This window comes from Paludibacterium flexuosum (assembly GCF_037076605.1).
Lineage (GTDB): Bacteria > Pseudomonadota > Gammaproteobacteria > Burkholderiales > Chromobacteriaceae > Paludibacterium.
In genome coordinates this window covers 3477657-3492214 of record NZ_AP029060.1, presented here as the reverse complement: position 1 = coordinate 3492214, position 14558 = coordinate 3477657, and the positions used below count along the sequence as shown (strand labels likewise).

Here is a 14558-nt window from a genome sequence, read left to right as displayed (position 1 = left end):
TCAATGCGGCAGGCCGGCCAGATAATCGGCAGTAAACCGATCGACATCGATTTGCCTCAAGCCGGCAGAAAAGCGGTCGGCCAGCTTTTGTCCGCGGCTCTCCCGCTTGAAGCAGACATACAAGCCCTGTACCTGCAGCGGCGGCTCCATGGTCTGCACCTTGCTGCCGATGCCGGCCAGTCGGGCGCTGTTGCTCAGCAGCCATTGCATCACATAACGATCGATGATGATCAGATCCACCCGGCCATGCACCAGCTTGACCAGATTCTGCTCATCGGAGGCGGCCACATCGACGCGCTGCACGCCCTTGGCCACATTGGCATCAAAGGCCTCGGTATTGTTGTAGCCGTTCACCACCCCCACCAGATAATGCCGCAGATCCGTCACCCCGCGCACGAGATAGTCTTTGCCTGTGCGCTTGGCCAGCACCACCGGGCTCTCGCCGGCGCGCTCCGACAGGAAACAGTTGCGGCGCACGGCAGGCGAGACATACTCCGGGAAATAGCCGTCAAAACGCGGATCGTGCAGCCCCTTGTAGACCGCCGAGTTCCAGGGCAGGGTCACCACCTCCAGCCGATAGCCCGACAGACGCAAGGCCTCGCGCACCAGGGCCGTATTGAATCCCCCGGCCGGCAAGGCTGCACTGTTATACGGCGGCCACTCCAGCGTGGCCAGTCGAACCAGACGCGCAGGATCGGCCGATGCGGCAGTCATCAGCGACAGCCCGCAGCAAAGCAGCACACGGCGCAGATATCGGGTCATGGCGGTCCATCCGGGCGATGACTTCAAGTATGGCATACCAATTTGAAATTCAATATTTCTAGTCAGGATCCCTGGAGTCCAGCCACAGCGTCACCGGACCGTCATTGACCAGCGCCACCTGCATGTCCGCCCCAAACACCCCGGTGGGTACCGGCCGCCCCATGACCTGCGACAGCTCAGCAACAAAGCGCTCGAACAGAGGCAGAGAAATGCTCGGCGCGGCGGCACGCGAGTAAGACGGACGATTGCCCTTGCGTACACTGGCATACAGTGTGAACTGGCTGACCGCCAGCACATCGCCCCCCACCTCCTGCACAGAACGATTCATCACACCGGCCTCATCATTGAAGATGCGCAGCTGGCTGATCTTGCGGCACAGCCAGTCGATATCCGCCTCGCCATCCGCCGCTTCAATACCGACCAGCACCAGCAGCCCCGTGCCGATCCGCCCAGTTTCCCGGCCATCGACGGTGACCGAGGCACACGACACCCTTTGCAGCAATGCCCGCATCATTAATCCTTTTTCCAAATCAAAACAGCTTATAGAATGCCAGACAGTTTGCCAGTCAATCCAATGAAGGACCCAACCATGTTAATGGTGATTTCTCCGGCCAAAACCCTGGACTACGATACGCCCGCCCACACTGCACAATTCAGCCAGCCCGAGCTGCTGAACCAGAGCGCGGAACTGATCCGCGTTCTGCGTACCCTGTCTCCGGCTGACCTGGCCGCACTGATGTCGATCAGCGATGCCCTGGCCGTGCTGAATGTCGGTCGCTTCCACGACTGGCAGCCCCCGTTTACCCCGGAAAATGCCAAGCAGGCTGTACTGGCCTTCATGGGTGATGTCTACGAGGGGCTGGATGCCGCCAGTCTGAATGAGCAGCAACTGAGCTGGCTGCAAGATCACTTGCGCATTCTGTCCGGTCTGTACGGTTGCCTGCGGCCGCTGGACCTGATGCAGGCCTACCGGCTGGAAATGGGCACCCGGCTGGCCAATCCGCGCGGCAAGGATCTGTACGCCTTCTGGGGTGAGCAAATCACCGAGCAGCTCAAGGCACGCCTGGCGCAGGACCCGGTGCCGGTGCTGGTCAACCTGGCCTCCAACGAGTACTTCAAGTCGGTCAAAACCGCCAAACTGGGCGTGCGCATCGTCACACCGGTCTTTCAGGATCTGAAGGGGGCGCAGTACAAGGTGGTCAGCTTCCATGCCAAGCGCGCACGCGGCCTGATGGTGCGCTGGGCGGTAGATCGCCAGATCGACGATCCGGAGCAACTCAAAGCCTTCGATGCCGAAGGCTATGCTTTCTGCCAGGCCGCGTCTGACGACGATCAGTGGGTTTTCCGCCGCGACCACGCGGGCTGATCGGCATCACCCGCCACACAACATCTGATCGTCCTGACATCCGGCGCCCCCCCTCCCGAACCGCCCGATATGCGCCGCGGGCATTTCGCCCCTCGCCGCACCAAGGCAGGCATTGCGCAGCATCCTGCCAAACAATTGATTAATCTGGCCAGATGCTACCAAGGGAGGGGAATCATCTGGTTGATTTCATCAGCGAGCCGCAGAGACAGCAATACGCGGCTTCCATGCAACATAATCAAAAAACGATTTATGTTTTTGCGACATACAGGTTCATTTTTGAGCCATGACAGCAAGGCAGACTGGTGCGGCGCAGACACTGCCCCCATCTGTGGAAACCCGGCATGCTCCACGAGCGGATCGGCGCCCGGAAACGGATGATCATCGTGGTCTCGCCCTGTGCAGGGTGAACTTTCAGAGACTGATCCTGTCGGCATGGCGCTGCGTCATGTCACCAACATCTGACATTAATCATATTTCCCGGCCCTCTCGCTGCCGTTCGTGTCAGACAAACGGCCTTCCCTGCCACGCCCCCAAGGCCGCAAAGTCAAATTTCTCTTTCAAATTCATAAAGTTGCAAAACAACGCACTGACCGTCACGCGCCGCAGGCGGCGGTCTGGTGAAGCGGTGACATTCATGCAAAAAACGCATGCAAAAATTCGCTGGGCGCATTACACGCACGCCTGATCTGACATGGGGAGCCCACAGCGCCTGGCAGCGGAACCGCGGCCGGGTCCGCTACTCGCCGGGCTGGCAGCACGGTCAGCCAATCGACAGGGAAAATTCTTCGCCAAAGGCTGACTGACAGGATTTTCCACGGCTGTCGGAATCGGCCAAAGCGCGTTAGCATCGCACCTGTCCGAAATGGGGTAGTGGCCGTACTCGCTGTCTGCCCCATCACGGCTAGCCAGGCAACACACTGGCACAGGGAAGCTTTACTGATACACAGGTCAGCGGTTCAGCCGTACCAGCCGCTGCCCCAGATGAGATGCCCCTGTCGCCTGGCTCATTCAATTGTTTGGATATCACGGAGTCACAAATGAAAAAAGAGCTGCCGAAAGGTGCATATGGAGGCATGGCCGGTAAGGACTATGTTCCTTACGTCACAGGCACCTCCACGCTCGGTGGAGGCATGGTCGTCTTCATCATCGGTCTGATTCTCGCTGCCGTCTTTGCTGCATCGACGGCTTACTCGGGCATGAAGGCCGGTCTGACCGTCGCGGCGGGGATCCCTGGCGCCATTCTGGGTACCGGTCTGGTGAACATGTTCGCCAGAAAGAACGGCATCCTGGGCAAGAACCTGATTCAAGGTATGTCCAGCGCGGGTGAATCGGTTGCCAGCGGTATGATCTTCGTCCTGCCGTCGATCCTGCTGATCGGCAGTCAGTTCTCCTTCCTCGAAGGCCTGCTGGCCGGTGTGGGCGGTGTACTGTTCGGGATTGGTGTTGCCTCGATCGTTCACAACTACCTGATCGTCGACGAGCATGGCTCGCTGATGTATCCGGAATCGATGGCCATCTCGGAAACCCTGGTGGCATCTGACTCCGGTGGTGAATCGCTCAAGTACATGGGTATCGGCTTCGGCATCGGTGGCGTGATCACCGCCGTGACCAGCGCAGTCTTCGGCTGGGTCAACAATGTCATGAGCTACATTGGCACCCAGGCCTACAAGTACCGCTTCGAAATGGAAGTCAACCCGCTGCTGCTGGGTATCGGCTTCATCGTCGGTCTGAAGATCTCGCTGACCATGTTCGCCGGCTCGATCATGTCGAACTTCGCCATCATCCCGCTGATCGGCTACTTCTCTGACATGGCTGCCCCGGGTCTGATGGTATGGAACAAGGGTCATGTGGCCGTTCAAGGCATGCCGGTTGGCGTCATTGCCAGCTCGTACGTCAAGTACATCGGCGCTGGCATGATGCTGTGCGGTGGCATTATCGGTGCCATCAAGCTGATCCCGGTCATCGTCGGCTCCATCAAGGAAACCCTGGGCGCCAAGACCAGTGCCGGTGACAGCAAGGACACCCAGTTCCTGAAGATCCTGCTGGCCGGTGCCGTGATTTCCTTTGTGGCCGGCTTCGTCGGCTCCGAAGGCAATGTGGCCATGGCCATCATCGGTACCGTACTGTGCCTGATCCTGATGGTACTGTTCGTGATCGTTTCGGGTCGTCTGACCGGTACCATCGGTACCTCCAACCTGCCGGTATCCGGCATGACCATCGCCTCGCTGGTGATCGTCACCATGACCTTCGTCAGCATGGGCTGGCATGGCCTGGCCGACAACAAGGCACTGCTGCTGTTCGGCAGCCTGATCGTTGTGGCCGTCTCCATCGCCGGTGGCTACATGCAGACCCAGAAGGTGACCTACATCATCGGCGGCAGCAAGAACGAAATGCAGCGCTTCTACGCGCTGGCCAGTATCGTTGGTGTCATCGTGGTCGTTGGTACCATCATGGTGCTGTCCAAGCAGCTGGCCAACACGGGCGCGGATGCCCAGTTCGGTCTGCCGCAAGCCAACCTGATGGCCACCCTGACCTCGGGCATCATGTCCGGCAAGCTGCCGTGGGTGATGATCTTCGTCGGTGTGTTCATGGCACTGGTACTGTTCTTCCTGGAACTGCCGATCATGACCATCGCCATCGGTTTCTACCTGCCGATCTCCACCACCTCGATCATCCTGGTGGGTTCGCTGCTGCGCGTGATTGTCGAAAAGACCGCCAAGAGCGAAGCAGAAAAAGATGCCAAGGTGGCGCACGGCGTCAGCCTGTCGTCCGGCCTGGTAGCCGGTGGTTCGATCATCGGTCTGATCGGCATCATCCTGCAGGTATCCGGCATCATCAACCTGAAGGATCCGGTGGGCTTTGTGGCCAGCAATGAAATGGCCATCGTGCTGCTGGCGGTCCTGTGCGTGCTGACGGTTCTGCCGCTGGTACTCGCCAAGACCTCGCATCATCAGGCTGAGAAGTAAGCAGGAGGCGGTCATGGAACACAACAATCCACTGGACGTGGTTTACGAAATCAAGGCCGGACTGGATTACGAGATCGATGACCGCCGCATCGTCACGATCCTGCGCAAGCAGGATCACTGGATCCAGCGTTTCGTACGCAAGCTGAAATTCAAGATTCCGGCTTATCGCCGCACTTCGCTGGATGACCAGGCCAGCCATGCGTTTCTCAGCATTGATGGCACGCGGACGGTGCAGGAAATTGGCGAGCTGATGGCAGCAAGGTTTGGCGATCAGGCCAATCCGCTGTACGAACGCCTGCTGATGTTCCTGAATCACATCGAGAAGAATGAACGCTTCATTGTCCGGAAGGCTGTTCAGCAAGACTGAATGCCCCGCCAGACGAGCAAAGCGGATTGTCCCCGGACAATCCGCTTTTTTCTTGCCTGCCTGCCCTTGCAGAGACACAAAAGCAAAAACCCGTTACGCAAGCGTAACGGGTTTTTTGGAATTCTTGGTTGCGGGGGCAGGATTTGAACCTACGACCTTCGGGTTATGAGCCCGACGAGCTACCAGACTGCTCCACCCCGCGTCATAAGAAAATCATCTTAACATTGAAGGATCTGACTGTCCAGAAATATCTGGATTATTTTTACCTGACGTTTACTTGGGCTACATAATCCAGCAACAGTGCCCCCCTATATTGGAGACAGTGACATCGGCTCACCGGATTTCTCGGGAGGCGTGAGGTCGCTTGTTATCTCTCTGCATCCGTAGTAACCCTCTTGTCATGGCCGCCACGCGCGGCCATTTTTTTATCTGTACGACATGAAAATCCCCTCGCGACAGCAGCCGGGAGGGGAGAACGGGATGACGGTTGAAACGGAGGAAAAACCGACGCGGAGCGGTCGGTCGTGACGGTCGCTCAGGCGGCCGCGGAAATGAATGCGTTGGCCGGATACAAGGCCGATGCCAGACCGGAAACCGTACGGAAGGTCACTTCAAACATCTTGCCCACCTGGGAGACGCTGACGACTTCGTAATGAATCACTTCACCGCTGTCGCGATGCTCAAGAATCTTGTGACCGGGTTGCAATTGGCTGATTTTCATATTTCACCTTTTTATTATGGTCCATCAAAAACTGTGTATTTACGATCGTTGAACTCAACGCTTAAACTAATTCGACATCAAGCTTCAAGTCAAGTTCCATTTAGCTCTAATATAAGCATAATCAAACAATGTGACGGCAAGATTGTGCCAAATTGACAAATCAAATAACAAAAGCCCTGGCACAAGGCCAGGGCTTTTGTTCTTCGTGCGGCACAAACTTAACTGAGACGCCAGCCCGGCAAGGCGCCGGCATCGACATCCAGCAGATGGAAGTCATGCTCCTCGTCCAGCCCGGCGCAGACAATCATCCCTTCCGACACCCCGAAACGCATCTTGCGCGGCGCCAGGTTGGCGACCACGATCACATTGCGGCCGATCAGCTTAGCCGGATCTGCATAGCTCTTGCGAATACCGGAGAAGATATTGCGCTGCTCGAAACCGAGGTCGACGGTGAACTGCAGCAGCTTGCTGGAGCCTTCGACAAACTGGCAATCCAGCACCTTGCCGACGCGCAGATCCAGCTTGGCAAAATCCTCGATACCAATGGTCGGGGCCAGCGGCTCCAGGCTGGACGCCGGCTTGGCCGCCTCGATCGACTGCTTGTTGGCCACGATCAGGGCATCGATCTGCGACTGCTCCACCCGAGTCATCAGATGCTGATACGGACGGATCTCATGCCCCAGCAACAGGGTCGCCGCATCTTCCCAGCGCAGCGGCGCCACTTGCAGGAAGCCCTCGACGTTTTCCGCCAGCTTCGGCAGGACCGGCTTGAGGAAGATGCTCAGCAGGCGGAAGGCATTGATCAGCACGCTGCACACCTCGTGCAGACGGGCATCGCTGCCCTCCTGACGCGCCAGCTCCCAGGGCTTGTTGGCATCCACATAGCCATTGACCTGATCGGTCAGCGCCATGATGTCACGCAGCGCACGGGCATACTCCCGTGCCTCGAAGGCGGCGGCGATCTCCTCGCTGGCCGCCTGCAGGGACTGCAGCAGCGCGGTATCAGCCAGCGACGGCGCCAGCTTGCCGGCAAAGCGCTTGCTGATGAAACCGGCAGCACGCGAGGCGATGTTGATGTACTTGCCAACCAGATCCGAATTGACGCGGGCAATGAAATCTTCCAGCGACAGGTCGATGTCCTCGATGCGGGCATTGAGCTTGGCGGCAATGTAATAGCGCATCCACTCCGGATTCAGACCACAATCCAGATAGCTCTTGGCGGTAATGAACGTCCCGCGCGACTTGGACATCTTCTGACCATCCACGGTCAGGAAGCCGTGGGCAAAAACGCTGGTCGGCGCACGCAGACCGGCATACTTCAGCATCGCCGGCCAGAACAGGGCGTGGAAATACAGGATGTCCTTGCCGATGAAATGTACCAGCTCGGCCTTGGAATCCGGCCCGAAGTACTCGTCGAAGTCCAGACCGCTGCGATCGCACAGATTCTTGAACGAAGCCATGTAGCCGATCGGCGCATCCAGCCAGACATAGAAATACTTGCCCGGCGCATCCGGAATCTCGAAACCGAAATACGGCGCGTCACGCGAAATATCCCAATCCTGCAGGCCGCCTTCAATCCACTCATTCATCTTGTTGAGCGACTCGGGCTGCAGGTGCGGCAGTTCGCGACCATCGGCCAGACGCGAGCTGCCGGCGGTCCACTTCTTCAGGAAGTCGGCACAATCGCCCAGACGGAAGAAATAATGCTCCGAGCTCTTCAGCACCGGCTTGGCACCGGAAACCACCGAATAGGGATGCTTCAGTTCGGTCGGGCCATAGGTGGCGCCGCACACTTCGCAGTTGTCACCGTACTGATCCTTGGCGCCACACTTAGGGCACTCGCCTTTGACGAAGCGGTCCGGCAGAAACATGTTCTTTTCCGGATCGTAGAGCTGCTCGATGGTGCGGCTGGCGATCTTGCCATTGGCACGCAGTGCCAGATAGATCTGCTCGGCAAACGCCTTGTTTTCCGGCGAGTTGGTGCTGTAATAGTTGTCGTAGCCGATATGGAAACCGCTGAAATCCGCCAAGTGCTCGCCGCGCACGCGCTCGATCAGCGCCTCCGGCTTCATGCCCTGTTTCTCGGCCGCCAGCATGATGGGCGTACCGTGCGTATCGTCGGCGCAAACATAGTGACAGGTATGGCCACGCATCTTCTGGAACCGAACCCAGATATCGGTCTGGATGTGCTCGACCATATGACCGAGGTGGATGGCACCGTTGGCATAGGGCAGTGCACTGGTCACCAGAATCTTGCGTTTGCTTGTCATTGTTTTCGTCCTTTTAGCGGTAACTTACAGCGTTCCAGTATAACAGCAGCGGCAGGCACCGATCACGCGCCCTTTTCTGCCAGACGACCGCCCGGTGCGCGGTCGGCCATGGCCACCCCCACCATGCGGCGCGACAGAAGGAAGAACATCAGCGCCAGCACCAGTACCAGCAGGGCATATCCGGCATAGCCCCCTTGCAGATAGGCCTTTTTCAGCCCCTCGATCCCGCAAGCGTAAACCGCCATCGAGATCATGGTCATGCTGGCTGCCACGGCCCCCTTGGCGATATCCGTCGCCGTCAGGGCAAAACGGTACAGTACGGCAAAAGCCAGGCCCTCACCCAGGGTAATCAGGCTCATGCCGGCAATCAGGAAATAGAACTTCACGGCCGGAAACAAGACCCCGGCCACAATCACTGCCACCCCCGCCAGGGCCGGCAGACGACCAACGGCCACCGAGTGGCCCAGCGGCCAGCGGTCGCCGAACTTGACCAGCAACAGATTGCCGGCGATCAACGCGCCGATCACCGGCAACTGCCACAGGCCATACTGCAGGATCGACATGCCGGCATCCTGCACCAGCATCACCGGCGACAACGCAATCCAGCCCAGCAGCGGCAGCGCCAGCAGCGGAATGCACAGGGCAGAGGCGACAAAGCGGCGATTGGCGAACACGGTGCGGTAATCACGTGCCAGCTTGCCGGCACTGAAGGCCTGCTCGCCGCGCACCACGGTTTCCGGCATCGAAGCAATCAGGCCCACGAACGAAATCGCCGCGAAAACCGCAATCACCAGGAAACTGGCGCGCCAGGGCCAGACATTCACCATGGCCGCACCGGCTACCGGACCAACCAGCGGCGCAATCAGCGCCACATTGGCCATCAACGCCGTCACCTTGACTGCGGCACGTTCTTCATACGCTTCCTGAATGGTGGCGTAGCCGACTGCCGAAATGAAGCACAGCCCCATACCCTGCAACACGCGCAGCACCATGAAACTGATGATGTCATGCGACCACAGGCTGCCCAGGCAGGCGAGAATAAAGAACGCCACACCCCACAGCATGACCGGACGACGGCCGATATGATCGGACAGCGGCCCCATCAGCCAGGGCAGCAAGGCGCCGCCGAGCAGGAAACCGGTCATCGAGGTCGGCACCCAGGAGGCATCGACACCGAATTCACGCACCACGGCCAGCATGCCGGGCTGAATCATGTCATTGGCGATGTAAACCGAGAATTCGAACAAAACCAGAGCGAGCGGGAACAACAGGGTAGCGGGAGAGAGCGCCGCGTGTTTCTGCATGACAAACCTTTCGAAAAAGAACAAAGAGGCCGCTCCCCTCCGGGCCGGCCTCCAGCGTGCCCGAAGCAAAAACCGGGCATGACGCTTAAATTCAACGACTTAGATTGTATCACATCAAACGAATCGACGATATACTGTCCGACAGACAACGCAGTCACCCCCATCTTGCCTCCGGCCAGACCCGCCGTCATTCAGCCAAGTCCGACAAAATGGCAGCGAACGCCAGCTGAATCGCGCTAAAATCAGGCCTGACGCAACGCAATAATTTGAGTAAAATACTCGGGTATTACACCACACGTCCACGGCACCGAGCACACACCATGAGCAAGCAGATCGATACCATTCTGGCCAGCCAGATCGACCCGATTACCCGCAAAGCCTACCGCTGCAAGAACCTGCAGCACGACGCGCAAGGCATCCGCTTCGATGTCGTCCTGCCCTACCCGGCCAACAGCCGCCTGGGCAAAGTACGCGCGCAGTTCGAGACCGCACTGGCCGAGGTGGCGGAAGGACGCCCGCTGACCATCAACGTCAGCAGCCAGGTGATCAGCCATGCCGCCCAGCGTGGCGTGCCGCTGATTCCCGGCATCAAGAACATCATCGCCGTGGCCTCCGGCAAGGGCGGCGTCGGCAAATCCACCACCGCCGTCAACCTGGCGCTGGCACTGGCCGCCGAAGGCGCTCGCGTCGGTTTGCTGGATGCCGACATCTACGGCCCGTCGCAGCCGCTGATGATGGGCGTGACCGGCAGTCGCCCCGAGTCGCCGGACGGCAAGCACATCAAGCCGGTGCTCAGCCATGGCGTGCAGGTCATGTCGATCGGCTTCCTGGTCGACACCGACCAGGCCATGGTGTGGCGCGGCCCGATGGTTTCGCAGGCACTGCAGCAATTGCTCAATGACACCCAGTGGGACGACCTCGACTACCTGGTGATCGACCTGCCCCCGGGTACCGGCGACATCCAGCTCACCCTGGCCCAGAAAGTCCCGGTCACCGGCGCCGTGATCGTCACCACCCCGCAGGACATTGCCCTGCTCGATGCCCGCAAGGGCCTCAAGATGTTCGAAAAAGTCGGCGTGCCGATCCTCGGGCTGGTCGAGAATATGGCCATTCATGTCTGCTCGCACTGCGGCCACGCCGAACACATTTTCGGCAGCGGCGGCGGTGAGCGCATGGCCAGCGAATATGGCGTCGAGCTGCTGGGCTCGCTGCCGCTGGATATCGCCATCCGTACCGCCACCGACCAGGGCAGCCCGACCGTGGTCAGCGCCCCGGACAGCGCCGCCGCTGCCAGCTATCGCGAGCTGGCGCAGCGTGTCGCCGTCAAGGTCGGCGAACAGGCGCAGGACTTCAGCAGCAAGTTCCCCAAGATCGTGATCAAGCACAACTGACCATGATTGCCATGTTCGACTCCGGCCTGGGCGGGCTCTCGGTCTGGCGTGCCGTGACCCGGGCCCTGCCACAGTGGCCGGTCAGCTATTTCGCCGACCAGGCCTACCTGCCCTACGGCGAAAAAACCCGCGAGCAACTGACCGAGCGCAGCCTGCGCATCGGCCGCTTCCTGGCCGATCAGGGCGCGGCCATTCTGATCGTGCCCTGCAATACCGCCACCAGCGCCGCCGTCGATGCCATGCGCCAGGCCCTGCCCCTGCCGATCATCGGCATCGAGCCGGCGGTCAAGCCGGCGGCCGCAGCCAGCCGCACCGGTCGCATTGCCGTGCTGGCCACCGAATTCACGCTGAAAAGTGCCCGCTTCCGCTCCCTGCTGCAGCGCCATGCAGGCAAGGTGGAAGTCCTGCCCCGTCCCGGCACCGGCTGGGTCGAACAGGTCGAGTCCGGCGACCTCGACAGCGCACAGGCGCGAGACACCGTGCGCCAGGTGATCGAACCTTTACTGACAGAAAATGTCGACCACATTGTTCTGGGCTGTACCCACTATCCGTTTCTGGCACCGCTGATCCGCGAGATCGCCGGCCCCGACGTGATACTGGATGACCCGGCGGACGCCATTGCCCGCCGCGCCGTGGCGCTGCTGGCTGGCAAGATGCCTGCCCAGCCCCATGACTACCGTTTTTACACCACGGCCAATCCGGCCGACATGTCCGACGTATTACCGGTTCTGATCGGACAACCGTACCCGGTGCAGCAAGCCGGCATCTGAGATTAAACCGGAAGGCCCCCGACCCTCCCTGTGGCAACATGGAGGGCGGGCGCGTTTTTTCATTTTTTGCGAGAAAGCCTTTCATGCACAAAACACCCAGCCCAATGCATTACCTGATGCTGATGGCCATTGCCCTGATCTGGGGGGCCCAATTCATCTTCAACCAGATCGTGATTCACGAACTGCCGCCGCTGACCCTGGCGGCCGGCCGGGCGGCCATCGGTGCCCTGACCCTGGCCGGCATCGGCCTGTTCATGCCGGATGAGCGCCGCCATGCCGCCGTGGCAGCCCGTCGCCTGCTGCCCACCTATCTGCTGCTGGCCTTCTTCGAAGCCCTGCTGCCGCTGTTCCTGCTCGGCTGGGGCCAGGCACGCGTGGAGAGCAGCGTGGCCTCGATCCTGATGGGCACCATTCCGATCTTCACCATCTTGCTGGCACCGGCCTTTGTCCAGGGCAAACACTGGAGCCTGTCCTCGATCACCAGCGTGGCCGCCGGCTTTGTCGGCATCGTGATCCTGGTCGCCCCCGGCCTGTCGGGCAACTGGGCAGACAACCTGCTGGGCGAACTGGCCGTGCTGGGCTCTGCCGCCAGCGTCTCGGTCAGCCTGCTGATGTTCAACCGCCTGGGCAATCTGTCGCCGGTCATCACCGTGCGCAACATCCTGGCGCTGGCCGCCTTGCCGCTGATCGTGCTGGCGCTGATCATCGACCGGCCCTGGCAGTTGCATGTCAGCCATCAGACCCTGCTGTCCCTGCTGATTCTCGGCGTCTTCTGCGCCGGCATCGTCTATCTGATGTTTGCCCGCCTGATCCAGATGGCCGGCTCGGTCTTCACCTCACTGACCAACTACCTGGTACCGCTGGTCGGCGTCCTGATCGGCGCCTTCATTGGCGGCGAGCGCGTCGGCCTGCACGCCTGGATTGCCCTGCTGTTCATTGCTTCGGCGCTGGTATTCAACCAGCCGGCCCTGTTGCGTCGCTGGTTCAAACGATGACCTCTCCCCCCTGCGGTGCCGGGCGCCGCAGGGGGAGGCATGCATTCAAAAATCCTTATTCGGATCGAATATTCCCCGGCAATGCCATTTGAGTAATTTTCATGCCAAGAAAGCGGGCTTCGTGGCAAAAAAACTGCAGGTTATGCATAAAAGTATGGTTGCCATACCAGATATGAAGACAGCTCGCAGCAGGATGTCTATAATCGCCCCCTAGCTCTTTCAGAGTTTTCCTCGCCTCTTATCAGAACAATATCAATACATTGACCGAGGCACGGTTCGTCGTTGCCACAGCGCCAGACAGCGCCATAACCATAACAGCCAGCTCCAGGCAACGACGTTTAATGGAACATGCTATCTCAAGGGACACAACACACTCATGAAGTCAAAGAAACTCACCCTGTTCATCCTGCTCGGCATGGTACTGGGCATCCTGACCGGGATGTTCGTCCGCTCCGGCACGACGGACCCTGCTGCACTCAAGTCCTTCGCCGACAACGTCGGCATGCTGACCGACATCTTCCTGCGCCTGATCAAGATGATCATCGCCCCGCTGGTCTTCACCACCCTGGTGGCCGGCATTGCCCGCATGGGCGATGGCAAGAGCGTGGGCCGCGTCGGTGCCAAGACCCTGATGTGGTTCATCTCGGCCTCGCTGCTGTCGCTGACCCTGGGCCTGATCATGGTCAACCTGTTCAAGCCGGGTGTGGCCGTCAACCTGCCGCTGCCTGACCTGCACGCCGATGCCGGCATCAAGGCCAGCGCCATGAGCGTCAAGGACTTCATCACCCACGCCTTCCCCAAGAGCGTGTTCGAAGCCATGGCCAACAACGAAATCCTGCAGATCGTGGTGTTCTCGCTGTTCTTCGGCACCGCCTGCGCAGCCCTGGGCGAACGCGCCAAGCTGCTGGTCGATCTGATGGACGTTGCCGCCCATGTCATGCTGAAAGTCACCGGCTACGTCATGGCCGTGGCCCCGGTCGCCGTCTTCGCCGCCCTGGCCGCCACCGTCACCAAGGATGGCCTGGCCATCCTCGGCACCTATGGCAAGTTCCTCGGCGAGTTCTACCTGTCGATCGGCCTGCTGTGGACCCTGCTGATTTTCATCGGCTTCCTGTTCATCGGCCCGCGCGTCCTGACCCTGGTGCGCTCGATCCGCGAACCGCTGCTGCTGTCCTTCTCGACCGCCAGCTCCGAAGCCGCCTATCCGAAGACCCTCGAGCAACTGGAACGCTTCGGCGTCTCCAACAAGATCGCCAGCTTCGTGCTGCCGATGGGCTACTCGTTCAACCTTGACGGCTCGATGATGTATTGCACCTTCGCCACCATCTTCCTGGCGCAGGCCTTCAATATCCCGCTGACCCTGACCCAGGAAATCACCATGCTGCTGATGTTCATGGTGACTTCCAAGGGCATGGCCGGTGTGCCGCGCGCGTCGCTGGTGGTGATTGCCGCCATGCTGCCGCAATTCAACATCCCGGAAGCCGGCCTGCTGCTGATCCTCGGCATCGACCACTTCCTGGACATGGGCCGCTCCGCCACCAACGTGATGGGCAACTCGATTGCCACCGCCGTCGTGGCCAAGTGGGAAAACGAGCTCAAGCACTGAGCATCCGAAACGCGACACTGACACGCCATGCCTGCCGGCA

The 14558-nt window shown here is 59.8% G+C and carries 12 protein-coding genes and 1 tRNA gene; 7 read left to right on the top strand and 6 right to left on the bottom strand.

Features of this window, described 5'->3' with window-relative positions; all coding sequences use genetic code 11:
* The gene (locus AACH39_RS16570; RefSeq protein ID WP_215777397.1) at nt 1–762 is read right to left on the bottom strand and encodes a transporter substrate-binding domain-containing protein; all 762 of its coding nucleotides are present in this window, start codon (nt 760–762) and stop codon (nt 1–3) included.
* Nucleotides 763–820: 58 nt separating this feature from the next.
* Entirely contained in the window at nt 821–1273 is a 453-nt protein-coding gene (gene dtd, locus AACH39_RS16565) for a D-aminoacyl-tRNA deacylase (protein ID WP_338621286.1), read from the bottom strand.
* Between the two features lie 78 nt (nt 1274–1351).
* On the opposite strand from dtd, the gene yaaA reads away from it, so the two are divergent.
* The 3 genes from yaaA to AACH39_RS16550 all read left to right on the top strand — a co-directional run bounded on the left by yaaA (nt 1352) and on the right by AACH39_RS16550 (nt 5461).
* Nucleotides 1352–2128 carry a peroxide stress protein YaaA gene (gene yaaA / locus AACH39_RS16560; RefSeq protein WP_338620604.1) on the top strand — a complete coding sequence of 259 codons (777 nt, stop codon included), beginning with the start codon at nt 1352–1354 and terminating at the stop codon, nt 2126–2128.
* Between the two features lie 1037 nt (nt 2129–3165).
* A complete protein-coding gene (locus AACH39_RS16555; protein WP_215777402.1) occupies nt 3166–5094 on the top strand; it encodes an oligopeptide transporter, OPT family in 1929 nt (642 codons plus the stop codon).
* A gap of 13 nt (nt 5095–5107) precedes the next feature.
* Nucleotides 5108–5461 carry a PqqD family peptide modification chaperone gene (locus AACH39_RS16550; RefSeq protein ID WP_215777404.1) on the top strand — a complete coding sequence of 118 codons (354 nt, stop codon included), beginning with the start codon at nt 5108–5110 and terminating at the stop codon, nt 5459–5461.
* Between the two features lie 125 nt (nt 5462–5586).
* On the opposite strand, the gene AACH39_RS16545 is transcribed toward AACH39_RS16550, so the two are convergent.
* The 4 genes from AACH39_RS16545 to AACH39_RS16530 all read right to left on the bottom strand — a co-directional run bounded on the left by AACH39_RS16545 (nt 5587) and on the right by AACH39_RS16530 (nt 9756).
* A tRNA-Met gene (locus AACH39_RS16545) sits at nt 5587–5663 on the bottom strand.
* A gap of 333 nt (nt 5664–5996) precedes the next feature.
* On the bottom strand, nt 5997–6182 hold the full coding sequence (locus AACH39_RS16540) for a hypothetical protein (protein WP_215777406.1): 186 nt from the start codon (nt 6180–6182) through the stop codon (nt 5997–5999).
* A gap of 218 nt (nt 6183–6400) precedes the next feature.
* A complete protein-coding gene (gene metG / locus AACH39_RS16535) occupies nt 6401–8452 on the bottom strand; it encodes a methionine--tRNA ligase (protein WP_338620602.1) in 2052 nt (683 codons plus the stop codon).
* A 62-nt stretch (nt 8453–8514) separates the two neighbouring features.
* A complete protein-coding gene (locus AACH39_RS16530) occupies nt 8515–9756 on the bottom strand; it encodes an MFS transporter (RefSeq protein ID WP_215777410.1) in 1242 nt (413 codons plus the stop codon).
* A gap of 320 nt (nt 9757–10076) precedes the next feature.
* Between AACH39_RS16530 and apbC the strand changes: the two genes are divergently transcribed.
* The 4 genes from apbC to AACH39_RS16510 all read left to right on the top strand — a co-directional run bounded on the left by apbC (nt 10077) and on the right by AACH39_RS16510 (nt 14518).
* The gene (gene apbC / locus AACH39_RS16525; RefSeq protein WP_215777413.1) at nt 10077–11147 is read left to right on the top strand and encodes an iron-sulfur cluster carrier protein ApbC; all 1071 of its coding nucleotides are present in this window, start codon (nt 10077–10079) and stop codon (nt 11145–11147) included.
* Nucleotides 11148–11149: 2 nt separating this feature from the next.
* Complete coding sequence (murI, locus tag AACH39_RS16520) at nt 11150–11917, top strand: glutamate racemase (protein WP_215777415.1); 768 nt, start codon at nt 11150–11152, stop codon at nt 11915–11917.
* 104 nt (nt 11918–12021) lie between these two features.
* Entirely contained in the window at nt 12022–12912 is an 891-nt protein-coding gene (locus AACH39_RS16515; protein WP_338620601.1) for a DMT family transporter, read from the top strand.
* A gap of 376 nt (nt 12913–13288) precedes the next feature.
* Nucleotides 13289–14518: a dicarboxylate/amino acid:cation symporter gene (locus tag AACH39_RS16510; protein WP_215777420.1), complete on the top strand. Its 1230-nt coding sequence runs from the start codon at nt 13289–13291 to the stop codon at nt 14516–14518.
* Nucleotides 14519–14558: the final 40 nt, after the last annotated feature.

Coding starts and splice junctions, on each gene's coding strand:
- AACH39_RS16555 (WP_215777402.1), top strand. CDS start 3,166: ATGAAAAAAGAGCTGCCGAAAGGTGCATATGGAGGCATGGCCGGTAAG.
- yaaA (WP_338620604.1), top strand. CDS start 1,352: ATGTTAATGGTGATTTCTCCGGCCAAAACCCTGGACTACGATACGCCC.
- AACH39_RS16510 (WP_215777420.1), top strand. CDS start 13,289: ATGAAGTCAAAGAAACTCACCCTGTTCATCCTGCTCGGCATGGTACTG.
- apbC (WP_215777413.1), top strand. CDS start 10,077: ATGAGCAAGCAGATCGATACCATTCTGGCCAGCCAGATCGACCCGATT.
- metG (WP_338620602.1), bottom strand. CDS start 8,452: ATGACAAGCAAACGCAAGATTCTGGTGACCAGTGCACTGCCCTATGCC.
- AACH39_RS16515 (WP_338620601.1), top strand. CDS start 12,022: ATGCATTACCTGATGCTGATGGCCATTGCCCTGATCTGGGGGGCCCAA.
- AACH39_RS16550 (WP_215777404.1), top strand. CDS start 5,108: ATGGAACACAACAATCCACTGGACGTGGTTTACGAAATCAAGGCCGGA.
- murI (WP_215777415.1), top strand. CDS start 11,150: ATGATTGCCATGTTCGACTCCGGCCTGGGCGGGCTCTCGGTCTGGCGT.
- AACH39_RS16540 (WP_215777406.1), bottom strand. CDS start 6,182: ATGAAAATCAGCCAATTGCAACCCGGTCACAAGATTCTTGAGCATCGC.
- dtd (WP_338621286.1), bottom strand. CDS start 1,273: ATGCGGGCATTGCTGCAAAGGGTGTCGTGTGCCTCGGTCACCGTCGAT.
- AACH39_RS16570 (WP_215777397.1), bottom strand. CDS start 762: ATGACCCGATATCTGCGCCGTGTGCTGCTTTGCTGCGGGCTGTCGCTG.
- AACH39_RS16530 (WP_215777410.1), bottom strand. CDS start 9,756: ATGCAGAAACACGCGGCGCTCTCTCCCGCTACCCTGTTGTTCCCGCTC.